Consider the following 22,472-nt stretch of genomic DNA (forward strand, 5'->3'; position numbering starts at 1 on the left):
ATTAATTAATATTAGTTTCACTATCCGGCAAAGGCACAACAAAATGTTCCTCCGAAGCCATTATCGTTTTACCCGACTCTGCCGGAATATTTTTATTCAAACGCTTATACAGGTAAAAAGTCTGACCTTCACCGATCCAATCCCTACGCATATCATTAATTAACAAACGATTGAATGTTTCCATGGTTGCATTTGTCACATCTATTATGGATTGATCCGTTTTCTTCAAACCCCGTCCCTCTTTTACATAATTTAAATAAGTCTTAGCTTTTGCAAGTCCGTCTGCATCTTTTTTAGCTAAAATCTCAGCAGCCATATAATAGATCTCACTCATTCGAATCAACGGAACCAATGTTTTACTAATCTCTATCTGTGTAGAACCACCAGTAGTAGGAGCATCATATTTTTTCAGTCGATAATAAGAGTTATAATTTTCCCAGTCATGTATCCAGTACGTATACCGATAATCATTAGAAATAAATGTCTCCAAATTATTATTAAATGTTAAATCCTTTTCGAAATAATTATTCTCGATCTCGGATACACACAAGAAGGTTGCATTGTCTTCATTCGTAATATCATTTATTTTTTGATTTAATTCCGGTAGATCGATCACATATAAACCGAACATCACATCCGTATACAATTTTGAACCGCCGGAAGAGGTATTAAACGGAAAAGCACGATTTTTGGCAACAAAAGTGATAATTTCATTGGCTTGTTCCAATGCCTCCGTCTCTTTCTGGGCATACAAATAGACTCGTGCCAATAAAGCTGTTGCGGCCCAATAATTCATATGATATCCTCTTCGATAAAAAAAGATATTATCTCCCGTTCCAGACATTTCAAAAGTCACCGACGGACTAAACGACTTAGCGGTATCAATTTGCCAAAGCAATTTTTTAGCTTCTTTCAAATCCTCTGTAATCAATGTCAGACACTCATCCACTGTTTTTTTATTTGAAACATAAGATGGATACATATTTATATAAGGAATAAATTTTCTACCTCCAGGCTGAGTTACAGGTGCCGGGGCAAACAAACGTAGCATATCGAACTGCAAAAATGCACGTAAAGCCAAGGCTTCTCCCCAAATCATCGATTTTTCCCGATTTTTCAAGGGAAACATATCCGGATCGGTATTTTCTATATTTTTTATAAGATTGTTGCAATTGGCCACGATATTGTACGTCTCGTTCCATATGGATTCGATTTTCGGTTTCAGATGCTCATAATCCCAGTCATACACGGCTGCCCCCCTTTCCATGGCATTCAACTCACTGGAACCATACGTGTAATCGTACACTTGGCCTAAAGCATCCACTATACCCCAACTCATATTCATCCCGTACAAATTCCCTGTTCCCATTGTATAATAAATACCATTCAGAGCATGGCGAAAACCGTCAGCAGAATCAAAAAGATCCTCTTCATCAATTTCATCCTCCGGTTTCACGTTCAACCATTCATTACATCCCGATATAAAGAATGGTAAAAACAATAACAATAAAAATCTATATTTTTTCATATTACCTAAGTTCTAAAAAGTTGCACGTAAGGTGAAATTTATACTTCTTGCAAACGGGTAACTGGTTCCCCGTTCCTGTTTCACACTGGACAAACGGAAAATATCGTTCATTTGAAATTCCAAATTCAGCGTTCTCAAATAGATTTTTCGTAACAAATCCTGATTAAAATCGTAACTGAGGGTCAACGTACTTAATGATAATACATTTTCATCCTGTACAAAACGGGAAGTAGGCAGAGTTACCGCATCTCTGTTTTTAATATCTTTTAACGGTGCTATATCTCCCGGTTTCTCCCAACGCTGAGTCAGCACGCGTTTATCCACGTTGCTATTTTCGATATCCGCATTTTCTACGCTATTCACCAAAGTTTCATTGTAGATCTGTTTTCCCCATTCATAAGAGAAAGAAGCAAACAAGCTAAATCCTTTATAGGTGGCATTTACCCCGAAAGATCCACTGGCATCCGGCTCTGTATTTCCCAAAACAACTTGTTGCGATGCCTTCCACTGATTACTAACCTGACCGTTTCGATAGAGGTACAACTCTTTACCGGTAGTCGGATCAATACCCAAAGAACGGACTCCGTAAATAGAGGTCAGGGAAGCCCCCTCTTCGTATTTCATCAATGGCTTGGCATATTCTTCCATAGTCTTATCCCACCAAGCGACTGACTCCTGACTCTCTTCTGCATCCGCATAATAATCGTCTACCTGATTGTTATATTGCCTTAGAGCATCAGAAATTTTTAAAATTTTATTTTTATTATGGCTCATATTTCCCCATAACGCGACGTACCAATTTCCATCTTTCACAACATCAAATTGAGTCCTGATTTCAAAACCCTCATTTAAGGTTTCTCCCATATTACTTTTATACGAAGTAAATCCGGACGAACCGGGCAAAGTTACATCCGTAATCAAATCCACGGTCTTATCCCTATAATAATCAAAATTCAAAGCGATACGTTCGTTCCAGAAACCCAAATCCGTACCGATATTCATCTTATTCGTCGTTTCCCACTTTAAGTCTTTATTTCCCAATGCTCTTAATGCGACACCGAATCCGGCTATGTACCAACGGTCAAAAGTCTTATAAATAGTTTTTGCATTGTAAGGGGCGAAGTTAGTTTTTCCGGTCTGTCCGTAAGAACCTCTTAATTTTAAACGGGTTATTACTTCATTGCCCTTTAAAAAACTGTAATTATGAACATTGATTCCCAAACCTCCGGACCAAAAAGGCGCCCATTTCTGATCCAATCCGAATTCGGAAGACCCGTCGAAACGAACGGAAAGATCCGCTAAATAGATATCATTCCAGGTATAGTTAGCTAACAAAAGAAAACCGACCAAGCGAGTTAAATTTTCAGATTTCGAAGGTTTATTATAAACCTCTGCCGCAAAATTCGGAGAGTGATATTCTCCGGACGGAAAACCCCGATAGTGAGACGAAGTACTCTCTGTTTTGGTATTCGTCGCATTCATCACCAAAGAAGCATTTAAGGCATGCGCATTTCCCAATACTTTAGAATAATAAGCCCCAACCTGAGCATCCCATTTGGTAGACTCTCCTTTTGTAATATAAAGATCACCCATAAATTCCGTAGAAGATATATTCGAAGACTTAGGATCTATAAAACGTTCATTCTTAGATATAGTTTTCGTTATGGCAAACTGACCTTTTAATTGAAAATGATCCGTCACATATATCTGAGCCATCAAACGTTCTATAAAGGTATCCGATTTATCGTACTGGAAATTATTTAATAACGCCTCATATAAAGGATTATTCTTTCCTCGCCCATCATTGTTTCTCATTTTAGAAAATTCCAGTTCCTGAATAAGATTACCTTGTTTATCATACGGACGGTCATACGGTTGCAAATGCGAATAATCACTAAAATCCCCATAGGGAGAGTCTTGGGCATCCGTATAGGTATATTCTATATAATTAACAACCTGTAACCAATTTCCAATTCGATAATCCACATGAAAACCCAAATCTAAATTATCCCGATAAGAGTCTTTCATCACTCCATTATCGTTTTTATAACTGACATCGAGTCCATACCGCAAATCTTTGTTACCGCCTTCAACAGATAACGAATGCTTGTGCATAAAAGCATTACGTAAAGGTAAAGAAAGCCAGTCCGTAGTAACACCTTCTTTTACACGAACCAAGCGCTCATTATAAGCATTCATCGCCTGTGTCCAAGTTCCACCGAAAGCAATATTCGGATCATACAATCCTGCCCGTTTTTCTATTTCCAATTTTTCGGCAGCATTTGCTAAATTGTAGTCAGAAAGATCCGGCATTTCAATTTCTCCGGTCAAACTATAAGTAATCACCACCTCTCCCGGTTTAGGAGCAACCGTTGTAATAACCACGACGCCGTTTGCAGCACGAGAACCGTACATCGCCGTAGCCGAAGCATCCTTTAGAATTTGTATATTCTCTATTCGCATCGGGTCCATATCGTATACCTTCTGTACGCTTACTTCAAATCCATCCATAATAAATACCGGAAGATTCGGATTATTTTTTAACGAAGATTTCGACAAAGCATCCTTATCCAAATCCTTTACCCCGATACCGGAACGTCCCCGGATATACATTTCAGGAACGGCATTCGGATCCGAACCCCATTTATTACTTTGTTGTATCCGGAAAGAGGGATCGAAAGTAGATAATGCTTTTATTACATTCGTTTTAGAAACCTTCAATAAGTCTTCCCTCTTGATAGAAACCGAACTACCCGTAAAACTCTCCTTTTTAATATTCGCATACCCGGTAACCACCACCTCTTCCACCTCTTTTACCTCCTCTTTCATCGTGATGACCAACTCTTTCTCGTCGTCTTTCGGGTCCTTGCTAAGACGATGTTCCACCTTTTCCATGCCGATAAAAGTGAATACAAGGATGGTCGTGTCCTGTTTGGGAATTTCGATGGTAAATTTTCCGTCGAGATCTGTCGAAACGCCTAAAGTCGTACCTTTAATCACCACCGTTACGCCGGGTAAAGGTATCTTTTGAGTATCAATGACCTTTCCTTTGATTACTCTTTTCTTTTCCTCTTTTTTCTCGTCTTTTACAGGGGTAATGATCACTACCTCGTTCTGGATTTCATAAGAAAGGGAGGTTCCTTTCAACAGCTGATTTAAAACTTCTTCCAAAGCCGCATTTTTTACATTGAGGTCCCTTTTGCCGTATTTCAGAACCTCTTCCACCTGATACAAGAAACGATAGCTCGTCTCTTTACTCATGTTCGTAATGATTTCATCGATGGTAGCGTCTTTCATATTCATAGTCAATTTCACGACCTGCTGAGCGGCATTGACCTGCAGAAAAAAGACCGACATGAACAGAAGAAGAACGCAACGTTTAAAAATAAATCGCATTTTTAGCAATCTTTGATTCTCATCAAAGACCCCGATTCCGTTTTTTTTCATACTTTTACATGCTTAATGATTAATGATCGATTTGTTAATCGTTATCTAAACTCAATTTTCAAGCAGAAGATAGGACCAGTATCTTCTGCTTTTTATTTTTTAATACTCGAATTCCATTACATCCTTTTACGCACCACCACATTGTTTTTATTGACCTCGAAAGAGATCTTCGCCGATTTCTCTAACATCCGTAAAGCTTCCGAAAAATCTTCATACCGTTCCAACTCTCCGGAGAAATGATAATTTTTCACTTCCGGATTCATGTAGAAAACACGAATATCATACCATCTGCTCAATCGGGCCATAATCGATTCCAAGGTCTCGTTTTTCATCACGAAACGTCCGTCTTTCCAAGCCGAATAGGCTTCTGCATCCACTTCTCGAGAAGAGAGCTTCCCGCTTTTTTTATTATAAACAGCTTGCTGATTCGGATGCAATTCCACGGACTGATTACCTAAAACGACCCGAACCGCTCCCTGATTCAAAGTCGCTTCGACATCCTCCTCATCAACATAAGCCTGTACGTTAAATTCCGTTCCCAAAACTTCTACCTGCAACTTATTCGGCGTGTTGACAACAAATGGATGACTTTTATCTTTCGCTACCACAAAAAAAGCTTCTCCCTTCAAAAATACCTCCCGTTTTCCCTCTCCAAATTGCTCCGGGAAACGAATCTCCGAATCAGAGTTCAAATAAACCCTCGAACCGTCGGACAAAGTCAGATTATATTCCCCTCCCCGGGGAATACGGATCGTAGAATAACGAATCTCCCGCACTACCGTATCCTGTTTCCCTCCTTGCAAGGCCACACTCTTTCCGGTATTTAAGGCCACGACACCGTTATTTAAAACGATCTGCTGGACATTACTATCCTGCAATTCGATCTGCTCTCCTCCGGACGTAATCAAAATCGCCTTGGATGTTCCTACCTGAATACCGGTAAATTCGACAGGCGGTACGATCTCTTCCCGTTGTTGAAAAAACCACAAGCCGACACCGACCAACAAAGCAATCGAAGCGGCGATCCCGATCCCCCAACCTAATTTCCGGTTTTTCTTTTTAAAAGGAGATAACTGTTGCTCGAGCGCTCTCCACTCCTTTTCAATATCCAATCCCTCCACGTACTTATCCCGCTCCGCTTTGTTATCCGAATCCATAATCCGGTCATACAATCTCCGATTGTCCGGGTCAGCAGCCAACCAACGCTCCAATTTCTCCTCCTCCCCGGAGGAAAGTCCGTGAACAAATTGCCTGGCTATCAAACGGGATATTTTATAATCTTTAGGTTCTAACATAAAACTTCTCTCCTTCATTTACAGAACGACTAAGAAACTCAAAAGGATGACTCGCTCTCTCTATTATTTTCATTTTTAACATTTCAATAGCACTTGGGGACGGGGTAAAAGTGCTATATCGACTGTTTTCAAAAACAACATAGAAGCAATATTTATCTAATTTAGCTTAGACGGAGCGATGGCAAACAAATCAAGCATCTCTATTGGTAAACCTTCGAGAAATGTTTTATACTTTTGCGCAAAACGAGAAACGATACGGAATATTCCCCGACCGCAATATTCGCATAAACAATATTTGTGATATATCTATGTACGAAGACCATGAATTCAGAGGTTGTTATCGGATTTTGCGCTCAAACGGTTCAATGTTGCCAAGCCTTTAACCGTTAGCAAATATTTCTGCCGTGGATGTCGTGGCTTATCTGGATAGAGCATACAAACAAATTCCTCTTTGATGGCAGGATTAAGTGAGTATTCCATAAAGTTTTCACGATTTTTTAATCCTATAGCCAGCATCAGTTCTTTTACAGACAGGCGATTGCCGGAAAGAGCCTTAATCAGGCGAATGATATTTTCATTGTCCGTATGCCATGCATCTTCGGTACTTGTCGGGGTACTTGTCGGGGTACTTGTCGGGGAGAGTGCAATTGCGTTCTCCAGAGTATCAACGACCAAATATCGGTTCTTCAACTCATTGTTTTCACCCATTAACAAATTGCGGAAAAAACGTTCCAGATATTCGGATTCCCGTTTTACACCTTTCTGAATATTTTGGTAGTTAGCTCTTACCAATGCATTACGGAAATACCAAGAATGATTGGCAAAAAGGTTATTTTCCACATCAAATCCCATGGAACGTAAATACTGAATGGTAAATACAGCAGTTGTACGTGTATTGCCCTCTCCAAACGGATGTATCTGCCATAAGCCTGATACGAAATTGGTTATATGTCTAACTATTTGGCTGATGTTTAATCCTGTATAGTCAAAGGCTCTTTCTTGTTCAAAGTCATATTCAATAGCCCTTCGAATGTCGGGAGCAGATACGTACAATATAGTATCTCCACGAAGTACCCATTCCTTTTTCGTTATATTATAATTGCGAATTTGTCCTGCAAATTCGAACACATCGTCGAATATGCGCCGATGTACAGCAGTTAGTCCGGCTATGTTAAAAGCAAAAGATCGTTCATTAAGTAACTTAGTTATGTTGGTAGAAACCTTATCCGCTTCTTCTGTTCCATTATCCTTTTCAGTATAAATATCTTTTGACTCATAGTAACTCTTGATAAGTTCCTGCACTTCATCAATAGTTATATCCCCCTCGATGTGTCTACGAGCCGTATTAATAAGATATTCAGAGGGCTTTAAGCCATCTACTGCCTGTAAACCAATAGCTGTCTGCCACGCATAGCCTTTTTCTCGTTTCTGAGGTTCACTCTGACGGATATATTCGTCGAAATTAGTCATATCAATTTGTCTATATAGTTCCATTGATCGCTGATCTTTTGTTGTGGAGGATTCCGAGAAAGCAATTCGCAAAACAGCTTGATCGATACACAATTTTTATGTTCAAAAAACGTATCGAGTAATGTTTTGTCCGAATTTCCACGAGAATATCCCATGATAAGCACTCACAATAAACGTCCGGCAAATTTTATTGCTTATAAATGCGTATTGAGTACTTTTCGGATCACCATCGATTAGAAATGCCGTTCCCGTTTTACCCATGATTTAAATCCGATGCAGAAAATATAAAGTCCTCTGAAAACGTCCCAATCTGATGTTTTATCTGTTCTGCTATTTTCATATTTTATCTTGTATGCAGATGTAAAGATACAAAAAACATCCCGTTATTTATGTAAAAAACGGGACGTTTATTCTACCACCTTATCCTTTTCCGTTCTTCGTCCATATATTCATCTGTCTATTTTAATGCTTTTATGATGCGCTCCTTCTGCATTCGTTATCGACCAATACGAAGTCGTAAATAGCACTTTTACCCCGTCCCCAAGTGCTATAGTTTGTTTTTTACGGGATGGCGAAAACGGAGCCTGTCGTCGCCGAGGTATCAATTCGCCCGTCTGTATTCATTAGGCGTTACGCCTGCATATCTTTTAAAAAAACGTACGAAATGCTGCGGATATTGGAAACCCAACTCATAAGCGACTTGGGTGATCGATTTGCTATAATCAAACAAGATTTCCTTCGCCACGTCCAACATTTTCAATTGTATATATTCTTTTGCCGTTTTCCCTGTTTCCTTTTTGATCAAATCACCGAAATAATTGGGCGAGAGACAAATCTTGTCCGCAAAATATTGAACGGACGGCACACCTTTTTCCGAAGCAATCCCCGTACTCAAATAGTCATCAAGAAGTCTCTCGAAACGAGCCAACACGTCGAGGTTCATATCCTGCCTCGTGATAAATTGCCGTTCATAGAATCGTAGACAATAATCCAGCAATAATTCTATATTCGTGCAAATCAGTCCTCTGGTATGTTTATCTATGGCATGTTGCAATTCCGTTTTTATTATAGACATACAGTTGAGAACGATCGTTCGCTCCTCTTTCGAGAGGTGTAGTGCCTCATTAGACTCGTAAGCAAAAAACGAATATTTTTTAATTTTCTGCCCCAATGAAGTACCGCGAATGAAATCAGGATGGAACAGCAAGCCTTTGGCTTTGGTCGGGATTCCCTCGATCGTGGAATAGCCGACGGTTTGTCCCGGAGCAATGCTGACTATTGTCCAATCGTCGAAATCATATTTGGTCTTTCCGTAGTTTATCGTACAGGCTACCGTCTCTTTCAAAAAGATCGAATAGAAACCGACCGTCATGCGATACGGTTTCTGACTCTCCACCGTGTCGAAATCGACGAAGTTGACTTGCGGATGTCGAGTCTCGAAATCGAAGAGGTTATTGTATTGTTCGATCGTATCTACTTTCAATATAGGGGATTCATTCATATCCATAGCGACGACTTTTATTCAGAACAAAGATAGTGTTTTTATCGTATCCGAACCGGGATCACATCCGAAAACGGTAATCGGGGTAATTCTTTCCGTATATTCCGTGATTCAGGTAATATCGTTGAACATCAAACAATAGTAAAAATTGCAAAATCCGTAAATAAGGTAAATCGAACCTTGTTTTTGGTATGATACGATATATAGCTACTCCGTATTTTTGTATTAAAACAATAAGATATGAAGAGCAATATGAAACGAATTTTATTTTTAACGGTATTGACAATTACAGCCTTATGCGTCCCATGTCACGGAAAAGACAGAGAACGGACACCAAAATCGATAAAGAGAGTCGAAGCAAACGAAAATCATTTTAAAGCCGATACGAATATGAAGGAGAATTTGAATTTATCTCAAAAGTGGGACAAAGTATTCCCGCAAAGCGACAAAGTAAATCACAGCAAAGTAACTTTCCGTAACCGCTACGGCATCACGCTCGCGGCCGATCTGTATATACCGAAAAAAGTAGAGGGGAAATTACCGGCCATAGCCGTTTGCGGGCCGTTCGGAGCCGTAAAAGAACAATCATCCGGCCTGTACGCTCAAACTATGGCCGAACGCGGTTTCTTAACCATAGCCTTCGACCCATCGTTCACAGGCGAGAGCGGCGGCGAACCCCGTTACGTGGCGTCGCCGGACATCAACACAGAAGACTTTTGCGCGGCAGTCGATTTCCTCTCGACACGCGACGATGTCGATCCAGAACGAATCGGCATTATCGGTATTTGCGGCTGGGGAGGGATGGCGATCAACGCAGCCGCTATCGACACTCGCATCAAAGCAACGGTAGCTTCGACGATGTACGATATGAGCCGTGTAAACGCTAACGGTTATTTCGATGCAACGGATGCCGATGCTCGCCACGAACTACGTAAGCAACTTAACGCACAACGGACCGCAGATTACCGGAACGGCACTTATGCACTTGCCGGAGGCGTGATCGATCCGTTGCCTGAAGATGCTCCGCAATTCGTGAAAGACTATCATGCTTATTACAAGACCGAACGCGGTTATCATCCCCGCTCGTTAAACTCCAACCGCGGCTGGAACAAAACATCGGCCCTGTCATTTATCAACATGCCTATCCTTTCTTACAGCGATGAAATCCGTAGTGCCGTACTCTTGATACACGGAGAAAAAGCCCATTCTCGTTATTTCAGCGAGGACGCTTTCAAAAAGCTGAAAGGCGACAACAAGAAGTTAACGATCATACCCGGTGCAAATCACACGGATTTATACGACCGTACGGATACAATACCCTTCGATCAGTTGGAAACATTTTTCAACAATTACCTGAAATGATATACGCGTAAAAAAGCGATGATTACCTACGCGTAAATTTTTCCGGCTTCATTTGTCCGACACGGTTCGACAGATGAAGCCGGTCATCCATCCGTAACCCACCACCCAAAACAAAAAAAATAATACGACAAGAAAACCGAAGAGCTTAAATCCCTAATAAAATTAGAAGAATATAGAAATAATCCTTTAAGGAGGTTTTTAATGATTCTAACGAACGGTATTTCAATGTTTTAACAGTATTCACCGAAATCCCCAACAATTCCGCAATCTCTTTATTTTGTTTTCCGTCCAAAGAGAGCTTAATGACCCGGGCGCTTTGCGGGGGCAAGGCATCAATGGCTTGGGAAATAATTCGATAAGACTCTTCCTCTATCAATAGATCTCTAAAAAAACTTTCATTGCCGACGACTTCCGAATCCATATAGTCAACCGTATCTTTCCGCGATTTCAAATAGTCAAAACAGCGATTACGTACCAATACATACAAAAAGATTTCCAAGTTAGGGATCGTGTCATACTCTTCCCGTTTCTCCCATAGTTTGATAAAAATCTCCTGAGCAATATCTTTAGCCGCATCCCCATCTCCTATATACCGTTTGGCGACGGTACACATGGACGCGTAATATTGCTGAAACAAAGTCTTATAGGCTTTTATATCACCCCGCTTTATCGCATCAAAAGAGACTTTATCCACCATAGTATATAAAAACTACCCTATTTATTTCCAACACGAAAAAAATGATCGCTAATCAAAACTTCAAAAATTCCACAACAAAATCACCCCGTCAAAGATAATATCTTTATCTTGTTATTATCCATCAGCACGTTAAAAAGATTCAATTTCACCAGAATCAAGAGGTCATTTTAGCCGTATACCCTCTTGCAAAAAAACGACAACCAACTTATTCTCTTCTTTCTTCTCAAAAAAGCGTTTTCTTCAATTCGTAACACAATCTGAAAAGTACCTTCATTTTTCTTTCCGGTACATCAACTTTACACGACACGGGGCCATAGAAACAATACCCCGGGAAAAACAATGTCATTATAAAACGGATAATTCAGATCGACAAACACTTCAGATGTCCTTTCTTCTCATATATAGAAATATTTTCTAAATTCGGTGTTATCAAAAAGCTCTTTGGACACCGTATGTTTATGTAAATAGTTATTTATATCCTCAAAATTATCATTATTTTTATGGAATTATCCGTTGAATAGCATCTATAGAACAACTATTCAGCTTTAAAAACGAATAATAAATTGATTATTGACGAAAAAATAAAGGAAATGAAAACAATAAGATTACTTGTAGCCATACTTTTCGTTCTGTTCGTAACAGAAGGATTCGGACAGTCAGAAAATGCAGAAGAAAATCCGAGGACAGCTTTGACCGAAGCTCGTAAGACGTATGAACAAGCCTTAAAAAAGAAAAACTCTCCTCTTTTGATTAAGTCGATTATCCTACAGATCAAATACCAAAGCTTAATCGACCAAGACAGTATACCGACGTTGCTGTCCAATTTAGAAAGTCTTACAGCGACAAGTAATAATCCGGTTGAAAAAAGTATTTTACACTCGCTTTTAGCCGAATTATACAAATCCTATTATATAAACAGGGCCTTTGAAATCAACAGGCAGACTCCAATCAGCGGATACACACCTGAAGATATGAAAATTTGGACGGGTAACATCTTTATTGAAAAGATTTTCCATCATATAGAAGCTTCTCTAAAACCGTCTAAAGAACTAATCGCCACAAACAGCCTGCAATACAAAGATATTTTAATCTTAGGAAAAGACTCCCGGGAATTCAGTCCGACACTTTATGATTTACTTGTTTATCGCAGTATCAAACTGCTCTCTTCCATAAGCTACTACGTTTCCGACTTCTTTGAGCAAAAACCTCTCACGAACGATAAGCTGTTTGCTCCCGCAGACGAATTTGTCCAATTGCCCCTACCCGAAGAACCTTATAATTGCGATCAATACATCATCCGCTTATACCAATCTTTACTTCAGGTTCAATTTAATTCGGGACAAAAAAATACATTATTATGGGCCAATCTACAACGGCTGAATTTCGTATCGACTCATATTACGAGCGTAAATGCCAGCTCTCTCTTTGAAAAAGCCCTATTCGAGTTAAACGAAGAATACCGGAACGATCCGCTTCGAGTAGAGATATTGCATACTCTTGCCCAATTATACCTTCAAAAAAATATCGAACGATTGAAATCTAAAATCCATATAGAGAATCCGGAAAACCCGACAAAATCCGAAGAGGAAAAAGAGACGCGCAAAGCCCTTCGATTATGCCAGGAAGGAATTCGACTTTTTCCCCATTATTTTAGGATCAATATCTTAAAAGATTTGGAAACAACAATCAAAAGAAGCCGAGTGAGTGTCAATCTCCTTCAAACGGTATATCCGGGAAAAGACCAGATTATCCACGTAAACTACAAAAATACCTCTTCCATCAAATTCGAATTGTATAAATTAAACGTAAAAATGAACGACTATCTTACCGGTACCTCCAAAGCCTATCCGAAAGAAAAAATTTCAACCCGTTCATACAAACTTCCCTCCTGGCTGATTGCATACGACACGACTTTTCAGATCCCGATCTCCCGGATCGGTCTTTACGAACTGATTATCAGCAGTCAGGGAAACACGTTAGAAAAAGATACTCTTTATTTCAGTTCCAGCCATTTCGCCGGATTCCCTCGCCAAATAAAGAAAAATACCAATTCCCTATTGGTATGCGATATGGAGAGCGGAAAACCCATACCCGGAGCGACGGTAAATATTTATAATCGGACGGGAAATGAAACTTACCAGTACATTTCTCAATATCGTACAGATAAATACGGCATGGCTTCTATTCCCACGGACCATAGAAATACGCTCTGTTTTCAAATATCTTCAGGAGAAGACATTTACGGTGCTATTCATTATCTACCTTCATACTATTCCAATTATCAAAATCCCACACAACTATCCGAGGTAAACCTGTTTACAGACAGGGCCATTTACCGGCCGGGGCAGACGATCTATTTCTGCGGAATAGCCTGGGAAGCCAATAAAGAAAATTCAAAAGCAATCGCGGGAAAAGAGTATACCGTAACCTTCCACGATGCCAACAACCAGGAGATCGCCAGTAAACGGTTCACCTCTAACGAGTTCGGATCATTTGCCGGAAATTTCACGATTCCCAAAGATATATTAAACGGCCACGTATCGATCCGTACTGACGGAGCCCGACATTTTGTAAGCGTTGCCGAATACCAACGTCCCAAATTCGAGATCACGTTCGATCCTGTAACGGGAAGTTATCAATCGGGCGACACGATAACCGTAAAAGGGAAAGCAAAAACCTATTCCGGAGTAAGTTTATCCGACTGTCAAGTCTCCTACACGTTATCCAAAAATAATTTCTACCGATTTAATCCCAAACGTTTTATATCCCACGGTGAAGTAATGACGGATCGCAACGGAAATTTCCAAATTCGATTTGCCACAGACACGACAACACAAGATACGCCTTATACCGGAGTATACAACACTTACTACACGGTTTCGGTTACCATTACCTCTCCGAACGGAGAAACACAAACAAAAGAATTTACACTCCGTATCGACAAGACCCCTTACCAACTAAGCATACAACTACCCACGCGGTGGAACAAGCATAACCCTCTCGATGTAGAAATCACAGCTGTCAATGCTAACGGTAATCCATTAGCTCAGACGGTAAACTACTCCATCGCACAACTCAAACCTCTCTCTAATTTAAAAGAGTCCTATTCGATAAACAATGCCATCATTGAAAAAGAGATTCTCCAGGGAGTCTATAAAACCGGGAATAACCCGTTACATATCGATTTATCCATTTATCCTTCCGGAGCTTACCTGTTCACGGCAGAAGGCAGTACCTCCAACGGGCAGAAGATCCGCAGACAAAGAATCTTTTATCTCTACGACCCATCGGACAAACGTCCGCCGATATTGACTTATAACTGGCTTATAGAAGAAAAAACGACTTGTAAGCCCGGAGAAGAGGCCAAAATCACATTGGGTTCTTCCGCCTCCGACGTATACGTTTTATACGAAATATACGATCGGGGACAATTTATACAAAGAAAACGTTTTGAGCTAACAGACGAGAACATCACGCTATCCGTCCCTTATAAGGCAGATTACGGAAAATCGATCCAATTACTTATCACCTACGTGAAGGATCGACAACTATTCTATAATGCCATCACGATTAAACGACAGGAGCCCGACAAGCAACTGGATATCTTCACCGAGTCATTCCGGGATCATCTTTCTCCCGGACAAAAAGAGGAGTGGAGTTTTACGGTTCGCAACAAGGCGGAACAACCCGTGTTCGCCGAATTTATGGCCGGAATGTACGATGCATCCTTAGATCAATTCGCCTCGAACAGATGGTATTTCAATCCTGTGCTCCGGTACTACGAAATAACACCGCAATGGGACGCCAACACTCTTTCGTTCAACATATACAGATCTATCGATTTCAAATCAAAAAATTACAAGATCCCCGCATTCAAATTCGACCGGTTGAACCTTTTCGGGTTGAAATTCAATCAGCCCATCGTCGTTCGCGGATACGCTGCCGGCCGGGCAGCCAAAACGGTCATGCAGGATGCCGTATTGGAAGAGAACAGTGTTACAGAATATGACTATGCCGGTGAATATTCGGACGAAGCAAAATCGGAAGAACAGCAAACTCCCCCGGTACAAATCCGACAAAACTTACAGGAAACGGCCTTTTTCTATCCGCAATTACGCACGGACTCCGCCGGAAATATTAGTATCAGATTTACCGTCCCTGAAGCTACGACCACCTGGCGTTTTATGGCTTTAGCCCACACTCCCGACATGGACTTCGGCCAATTGGAGAAATCCGTACTCACCAATAAAAATTTCATGGTAAGCACGAACCTTCCCCGTTTTGTCCGTACCGGAGATCAGGTAATACTCAAGGCTACCGTGAATAATCTCTCCCCGTCTCAACAACAAGGCAATATTTATTTGGAGTTATTCGATCCTATAACGGACAAAACGATTAGCAGACAAACGCAATCATTCAACGTAGCTACCGATCAAAACCAAACTTTCAGCTTCTCTTTTACAGTTCCGGAAGGGTTCGATATGTTGGGATGCAGAACCGTGGCCTCCTCTTCCCTCTTCAGCGACGGAGAACAGCAAGTGATAGTAGTCGTTCCGAATGAAATAGCGATAACCAGAACCTTACCCATTTATATGATTCGCAAAGGAGAAGAGACGTTCGCGATGAACCTACCTAAAAAGATTACTCCGTATCGGTTGACGCTTGAAATGACAGCCAATCCGATCTGGTACGCGGTACTGGCCCTACCGAGCATCAACACCCCTCAAACGGACAATGTCACCGAAATCACGGCATCCTATTATGTCAGCACATTAGCTACCGCTATCGCAAATGCCAATCCAGAAATTACCCGGACAATAAAAGAATGGCTTAGAAAACCGGGCAATACCCTGACCTCTCCTTTAGAAAAAAATGAAGAATTAAAATCCATCCTTCTCCAATTGACACCCTGGGTAAGAGAGGCTCAAAACGAAACCGGGCAAATGCACCTATTGGGAGAATTATTAGATATCAATCGTCAAAACTACATCCGTAAACAAGCCCTGACCCAATTAGCCCGACTGCAAAACAGCGATGGAGGCTGGAGTTGGTTTAAAGGATCCAAGTCCAATACCTTTATTACCGAGAACGTATTAGAAGCCATGGCAAGATTAGTTAGAACCGGAGCGACGGAACTATCTCAAGAAGAAAAAACGATGCAAATTCAGGCTTTAAAATACTTAGACGATCAAATCGAAAGAGAATATAGTGAAAAAAACGAATACGGATATTCGCAATTACTGTACCTCTATACAAGGAGTTCGTTCCGGGATATTCCTCTAACAAACGCCTTAGAAGCCCACAAACACTATCTATCGAAATTCCAAGATTCCTGGGCCGATCTATCTCTTTATGAAAAAGCCCTTGTCGCCATGACATTGTACCGTTACGGTGAAACAGAAACGGCTAAACGCATTCTTCATTCGCTGAAAGAATACGCTACCATCACTCCGGAAATGGGCATGTTTTGGGCCAATAACCGTTCGAATTTATTTACCAATTCGGCCATTCAAACCCAGGTGGCGCTCATGAGTGCTTTTCACGAGATCGAAGGAGATTCCAAGGATACCGAACTCATGAAACAGTGGCTATTACGTCAGAAACAAACCCAAAACTGGGGAAGTACGCCAACAACCGTGGATGCCATTTACGCCCTTGTCCTCACGGGAAAAGATCAACTTTCCCAACAAGATCATCTGGCGATAAAATTGGGAAACAAAAATATCAATGTCACGCCGGAAGAGGCGAAATTGGGATACATAAAGAAAAGCTATACGGCAAAGGAGATCACATCCAAAATGACGAAGGCAAGTATTACTAAAACCACCGATCAGGCCTCCTGGGGCGGTCTCTATCTGCAATATTTTGAAAAATTAGACAGGATAACGTCTCATTCCGGTGGGGTATCCGTGAACAAGCAACTTTTCATAGAAGAAACAGGAAAGAACGGGAAAACCCTGATACCTTTAGCCGATCAGAAACTACGGATCGGAAATAAAATCAATGTTCGAATCACCGTACAAACAGGGCAGGATATGCAGTTCGTTCATTTAAAAGATTTACGTGCCGGTTGCCTTGAACCGACAGAACAGCTTTCCGGTTACCGTTGGCAAAACGGCATCTCCTACTACCAGGAGACCACGGATGCAGCCATGAATTTCTTCTTCGAATTCCTTCCCAAAGGAACCCATGTATTCGAATACACGTTATGGGTTGCACAAGACGGAGTCTACCAGGGAGGAATTGCCACCTTGCAATGTATATACGCGCCGCAATATTCAGCCAACAGCAAAGCTTCAATATTAAAAATCGAAGAATAATTAAAAATGCCGTCCGAAACATCAACGGACGGCATTTATAATTTAGGGACATTGCGATTGCTATTCCAGGATAAGCCGAAATCCCGAACCATGTACATTTTCAATTTTGATAGAAGGATCATCCTTAAAATACTTACGTAGTTTCGTCACGTAAACATCCATACTCCTCGCCGTGAAATAATCGTTCGAACCCCATATCTCATTCAACGCTTTTTCCCGCTGCAGTAATCCGTCCTTATGGTAGTATAGCAACTCCAATAAACGGGATTCTTTCGGGGTAAGCTTTATTACCTCATCATTTTTCGTGATCGTTCTTAATTCCGTGTTGAAAACGTAAGCACCCAACTCTATAAATTTCGGTTTTACTTCCGTCTCGTCGTGCTCGCATCTGCTGAGAATCGCTTTTATTTTAAAAATAAGCAATTCGGAATCAAACGGTTTAACGATATAATCATCCGCCCCGATTTCGTATCCTTGTTTCATATCATCTTTCATGCTTTTAGCCGTAATATACACAAAGGGTACGGCCATATCGATCTCCCGAATTTTCTTACCCAGTGTAAATCCATCCATTTCAGGCATCATCACGTCTAAAAGACACAGATCAAATTTCTCTTTCCGGAAAGCTTCAAATCCGTCATGTCCATTCACGCAATGGACCACATCATAATCGGACAACTCCAAATAGGATTTCAGAACAGATCCGAAACAAGGATCATCTTCTACCAAAAGTATTTTATGTCCCATACACTCAATTTTTAATTTATGGTTCAGGTTATAGTTTGTCTACTCTATTTTAAAAATAATCTCCACTAACGTCCCTTTGTTTTTCTTAGAAGTCAAGCGTATCGTCCCGTTATGCAACTCCACGATCGACTTCACGTAACTCAATCCCAATCCGAAACCTTTTACATTATGCAAGTTCCCGCTCGGTACACGGTAAAATCGCTTAAACACTTTTTTCTGAGATTCTTTAGGTATTCCGATACCGCTATCTAAAACCCCAATAATAAAGTGTCCGTCGACACGACGTGTAAATATATAAATATTCAACGAATCATACGAATACTTGATCGCATTATCTAACAAATTACACACGACATTTAACATATGTACCTCATCGGCCTCCATGACAAATCCTTCCGGATCCAACTCTTCCTTAATTTCTCCTCCCCGTTCTTCAACCTGTAACCGGAAATGTTGTACGGCCTCATCTACCAATATATTCAAATCGGCCTCTACTTTATTCAAATGAATCTCTCTGCGGTCCAATTTGGCCTGAAGCAAAATACGTTCCACATATTTATTCATCCGGTCATTCTCCTTACGGATCATCGTATTAAATTTCAACAGCTGATTTTTATCATTCAATACCTTTTCCTTTTCGATTGCCGATGTCGCTAAAGATATGGTCGCCAAAGGCGTTTTAAACTCATGCGTCATATTATTGATGAAATCATTTTTAATGACAGATACTTTTTGCTGACGCGTAAGTACTACTATGGTGAAAATAAACACCCCCATTAAGCCGAAAATGCAAAAAGCAGAGGCGATCAACATCCAACCGATATTTTCGTAAATCAACGAATCTGCCGATTCTAAGGTAATGCCCAAAATCGCATCCTTGACAATCCAATCCCTCGGGAATAAATCCGTACAATAGAAATTTTTCTTCAGGTCATCCCTTATGGCTTTTTGTTTCAACTCCTTTTTTCTTATGATCTCGTACTTAAAAGGAAGACGGATGTCCTTAGCATCCAATGTCATTCGCAAAAGCCTATTGATGTCTACACCTTCCAACCGCTTTTCGACAGAGACATTTTCCGGATCCTTCTCTTTAATCAATTTCAACATGAGATCCTCCAATCTCTTGTACAGAGCCTGTTGACTCAAATTACTCGTCGTATCTTGGATTCCAAACCCCAATGTCTTAATGCTTTGCTCCAAAAGGTCCTGATTCAGGTATCTTCTTTGCGGCAAATTATGAGGAGGGATGCTACCCGGCGTTTCGATCACGAAAGTAGTACTCTTGTTGGAGGATTTACTACCGTATTCCCATACTTGCGTAATAAAAGAAAAAGCCGGAAAATTTTCTCCTTCCATATTCGTCGAATCCCAGGGAATCACCTCTTTACTCTGCTCTTCAATACGCTTCATGTGTTCTGTTATTTCGGTAAGATAACGAACATTATTAATATCATCAATCGTATTTACCACCTGCTCCAGGGCCGCATGCACCTTTGAGGAGAAACGGATCTCGCTTTCTCTCATGCTGTATTTTATCCAAAACCACTGTACACCGACGACAGCAATAAAGGCGACCAACATAACGACGGTTAATATTCTGATTATTATTTTTTTGATCATACCAACAGAAATAGATTTAGCGAAAATAGTATTTTTTACGTCATCATGCAACAAAAAAGAGGTACCCGGGAAAGGCACCTCTCAAAAACAACTAAGTAATAAAAACGGGAAAATAAACCATAAAATGGTTTTTTACTTTAATTTGTCTTCTAATACTTTGTATATATTACTTTCTTTATTCTCGATCATCATCTTTTTGAAAAGAGCTTTCTGTGCATCCAAGCTATCAACCAACTCATCTTTTAAGATAAATAAAGAAACTTCCTTACCCGGATTTGCCTCGATTAAAGCTTTTGCCCAGTTGGCCCGCATTTTCAAATAACGTTGAATCCTCAATTGATTGACGCCCATCAACATTTCATAATCCTTGCTCTTTTTCTTGCTATTGGCGATCTTCTCGTTCTTAGCCTCTAACTCCTTAATAGGTTCTTCGTATTTTTCTTTGAATTGCTTCTTAATATTCTCGTATTCATCCATCAATCCGGAACCGTTTGCTTCAATTTCAGTCGGAAATTTGATCTTACCTTTAATCCAGATCATGTCCTTCGTATCCAGAATAATTTCAAGGGTCCTTTTCCCGTCAATATCCACCCAAACACGTGCCGGAATTTTCAGACTATCCGTTCTCAGATCTATATTACCATCTTTCACTTCCTGTTCAGCAAGAATGGTCAAGCCCGGTCTCCCCGGCATCTCAGCCATTAATTTTACAGGCCCATTCAAGCCTTCCACTTTTCCCCGAACTTTAACCTGATCACTATTGCATGCACTTAATAGAAATGCGATAAGCACTAAAATTAAATTAATTCTTCTCATAATAAACATATTTGGTCTTTATTACTTAAAATACACATCCTGAGGATGTAATGGTATCTTCATGAGATATCCGCTAATTTACGACAAATATACAAAAATATCATTCATAAAAGAATTATCTGTCGGAAAGCTTCAAAAAATCTTAAGTATTACAGATCAAGCGTCTTAAAAAGCAATTCGGTTCCGTCAGGAGCGGGAGCCGTGGGCGTAATAATCTTTCCCATGGGATCTATCAATAAAAAACGAGGAAAAGTGTAAGCCATATAACGGGCGCAAAACTCGTCCCGTTTTTGAAGGATATAGTGTTCACCCGGAATATTATTTTCCACTATATACTTCTCCCAAAGATGTTTAAGTTGTACATCATCCAACGAGAGAACGACAAAACGTATTTTTTTCTCTTTAAACTTCTCTTGCAAAAGCCTTAAAGCTTCAAATTTTTCCCTGGAAGCTTCATTCCAGGTCGCCCATACATAGACATAAACGTATTGGCCGGCAAACGAGCGCAAAGAAAACTCCTCGCCCTGTTGATTCATCATCCCGAAATCAGGTGCGGTAGCCCCGGCCGAAAGTCGCCGCCAACGATCCACCAACCTCTCTATTCTCGATATTTTCGCCGTATCCGTCACCTCTTTCCAACAAAGCGAGAGTAAATAATCCGAATCCCTTAATCCTTTCGTTGTCACATGATTCATGATTACCTCCGACAACAAATAGTTTTTTATCGTCTGATTATGAATATTCTCCAATACATAATTTACAAGCTCGCGTATATCCATACTACGTCCTTTGTAATATATGTAGTTCAACACGTATCGGGAAAAATCCCGTGAACCAATCAGGTCTCCATTGTCCAAAGAGAAGCCGGAAACAAATTCATCGAATACAGGACCCGGAACATATTTCCCATGCAATGAATCCATCCGGTGGAAATTAGGGTAGTAAAGAGCCCATCCGGCAACAACGTATTTGATCCGTTCCCGTTCCAAATCCGAAAAGGTCTCCCCAAAATTTTTAGCTTCCAACAGTAATATTTTTTCCCGAATCAGATTCTGCATCTCTTTTACGAACTCCTCTTCATCCAAATCAAAAAGTTTAAATTTCAATTCATTTTCTATTTCCCGTTCGTACAAATAATTATTGATGGCTCCCAACGTCCCGCGAAATTGTAAAGTTCCCCCAAAGTCCATCGAATTTACATTGATTTCCAGATCTTCACCGGGACTTAAAAACAAACTGATGCCGTATCGATCCATACTCGCGTAAGTAGCACGCTCCAAACCTATTTTTCCGGAAAAAAAATTCTTATCATCCAAAGGAAAGGTAAATTCACGATTGTTGGCGGTAATCCGGACAACCGAGTCTTGCACGTCAAAACGCCCTCCCACCTGTACACTATCAGAATGTGTACACGCAACCAATGTCAAAAAATATATTGCCGCAAGCAGTACCCTCATACTTTCAAACCTAAAATGGGATACAAAGATAAATATTCGCGCAATCACAATATGTTAAAGAAAAGGTAAATAAAAAGACCAAAAACAATTTTTTGAAGTAAAAAATAACATTACGAATATAAAAAATATTGCATTCCCTCAAGAAAAAAAGCGGGTAAAAAGAAAAGACTATCTGAAAAATTACAGATAGCCTTTTCCAAATTATCAGAAAT

Annotated in this window: 12 protein-coding genes and 1 pseudogene; 2 read left to right on the forward strand and 11 right to left on the reverse strand. The window is 40.3% G+C overall.

Features of this window, described 5'->3' with window-relative positions:
- Position 1: 1 nt before the first annotated feature.
- From PGR74_RS09710 to PGR74_RS09735, 6 genes and pseudogenes are all read right to left on the reverse strand, one after another.
- Complete coding sequence (locus tag PGR74_RS09710; protein WP_041502779.1) at positions 2-1,528, reverse strand: RagB/SusD family nutrient uptake outer membrane protein; 1,527 nt, start codon at positions 1,526-1,528, stop codon at positions 2-4.
- A gap of 12 nt (positions 1,529-1,540) precedes the next feature.
- On the reverse strand, positions 1,541-4,975 hold the full coding sequence (locus PGR74_RS09715; RefSeq protein ID WP_082027572.1) for a SusC/RagA family TonB-linked outer membrane protein: 3,435 nt from the start codon (positions 4,973-4,975) through the stop codon (positions 1,541-1,543).
- A 116-nt stretch (positions 4,976-5,091) separates the two neighbouring features.
- Positions 5,092-6,288 carry a FecR family protein gene (locus PGR74_RS09720; RefSeq protein ID WP_082027571.1) on the reverse strand — a complete coding sequence of 399 codons (1,197 nt, stop codon included), beginning with the start codon at positions 6,286-6,288 and terminating at the stop codon, positions 5,092-5,094.
- A gap of 309 nt (positions 6,289-6,597) precedes the next feature.
- On the reverse strand, positions 6,598-7,764 hold the full coding sequence (locus tag PGR74_RS09725) for a Fic family protein (RefSeq protein ID WP_394341855.1): 1,167 nt from the start codon (positions 7,762-7,764) through the stop codon (positions 6,598-6,600).
- A gap of 141 nt (positions 7,765-7,905) precedes the next feature.
- A pseudogene (locus PGR74_RS09730) lies at positions 7,906-8,001 on the reverse strand (DUF4357 domain-containing protein); the annotation flags it as partial.
- Between the two features lie 340 nt (positions 8,002-8,341).
- Complete coding sequence (locus PGR74_RS09735) at positions 8,342-9,241, reverse strand: helix-turn-helix domain-containing protein (protein ID WP_041505559.1); 900 nt, start codon at positions 9,239-9,241, stop codon at positions 8,342-8,344.
- Between the two features lie 240 nt (positions 9,242-9,481).
- On the opposite strand from PGR74_RS09735, the gene PGR74_RS09740 reads away from it, so the two are divergent.
- The gene (locus tag PGR74_RS09740) at positions 9,482-10,603 is read left to right on the forward strand and encodes an alpha/beta hydrolase (RefSeq protein ID WP_442985417.1); all 1,122 of its coding nucleotides are present in this window, start codon (positions 9,482-9,484) and stop codon (positions 10,601-10,603) included.
- A gap of 145 nt (positions 10,604-10,748) precedes the next feature.
- On the opposite strand, the gene PGR74_RS09745 is transcribed toward PGR74_RS09740, so the two are convergent.
- The gene (locus PGR74_RS09745) at positions 10,749-11,300 is read right to left on the reverse strand and encodes an RNA polymerase sigma-70 factor (protein WP_041502775.1); all 552 of its coding nucleotides are present in this window, start codon (positions 11,298-11,300) and stop codon (positions 10,749-10,751) included.
- Positions 11,301-11,890: 590 nt separating this feature from the next.
- On the opposite strand from PGR74_RS09745, the gene PGR74_RS09750 reads away from it, so the two are divergent.
- On the forward strand, positions 11,891-17,620 hold the full coding sequence (locus PGR74_RS09750) for an alpha-2-macroglobulin family protein (RefSeq protein WP_270517018.1): 5,730 nt from the start codon (positions 11,891-11,893) through the stop codon (positions 17,618-17,620).
- Positions 17,621-17,680: 60 nt separating this feature from the next.
- On the opposite strand, the gene PGR74_RS09755 is transcribed toward PGR74_RS09750, so the two are convergent.
- The 4 genes from PGR74_RS09755 to PGR74_RS09770 form a co-directional block, all read right to left on the reverse strand.
- Positions 17,681-18,367, reverse strand: a complete 687-nt coding sequence (locus PGR74_RS09755; protein ID WP_041502773.1) for a response regulator transcription factor — start codon at positions 18,365-18,367, stop codon at positions 17,681-17,683.
- A gap of 39 nt (positions 18,368-18,406) precedes the next feature.
- A complete protein-coding gene (locus PGR74_RS09760; RefSeq protein WP_041502772.1) occupies positions 18,407-19,987 on the reverse strand; it encodes a sensor histidine kinase in 1,581 nt (526 codons plus the stop codon).
- A 132-nt stretch (positions 19,988-20,119) separates the two neighbouring features.
- Entirely contained in the window at positions 20,120-20,803 is a 684-nt protein-coding gene (locus PGR74_RS09765; protein ID WP_041502948.1) for a hypothetical protein, read from the reverse strand.
- A gap of 149 nt (positions 20,804-20,952) precedes the next feature.
- A complete protein-coding gene (locus PGR74_RS09770; protein WP_041502771.1) occupies positions 20,953-22,260 on the reverse strand; it encodes a TlpA family protein disulfide reductase in 1,308 nt (435 codons plus the stop codon).
- Between the last annotated feature and the right edge of the window lie 212 nt (positions 22,261-22,472).

Source organism: Sanguibacteroides sp. AM78-02pH3A, from assembly GCF_027666085.1.
Taxonomy (GTDB): domain Bacteria; phylum Bacteroidota; class Bacteroidia; order Bacteroidales; family Marinifilaceae; genus Gabonibacter; species Gabonibacter massiliensis.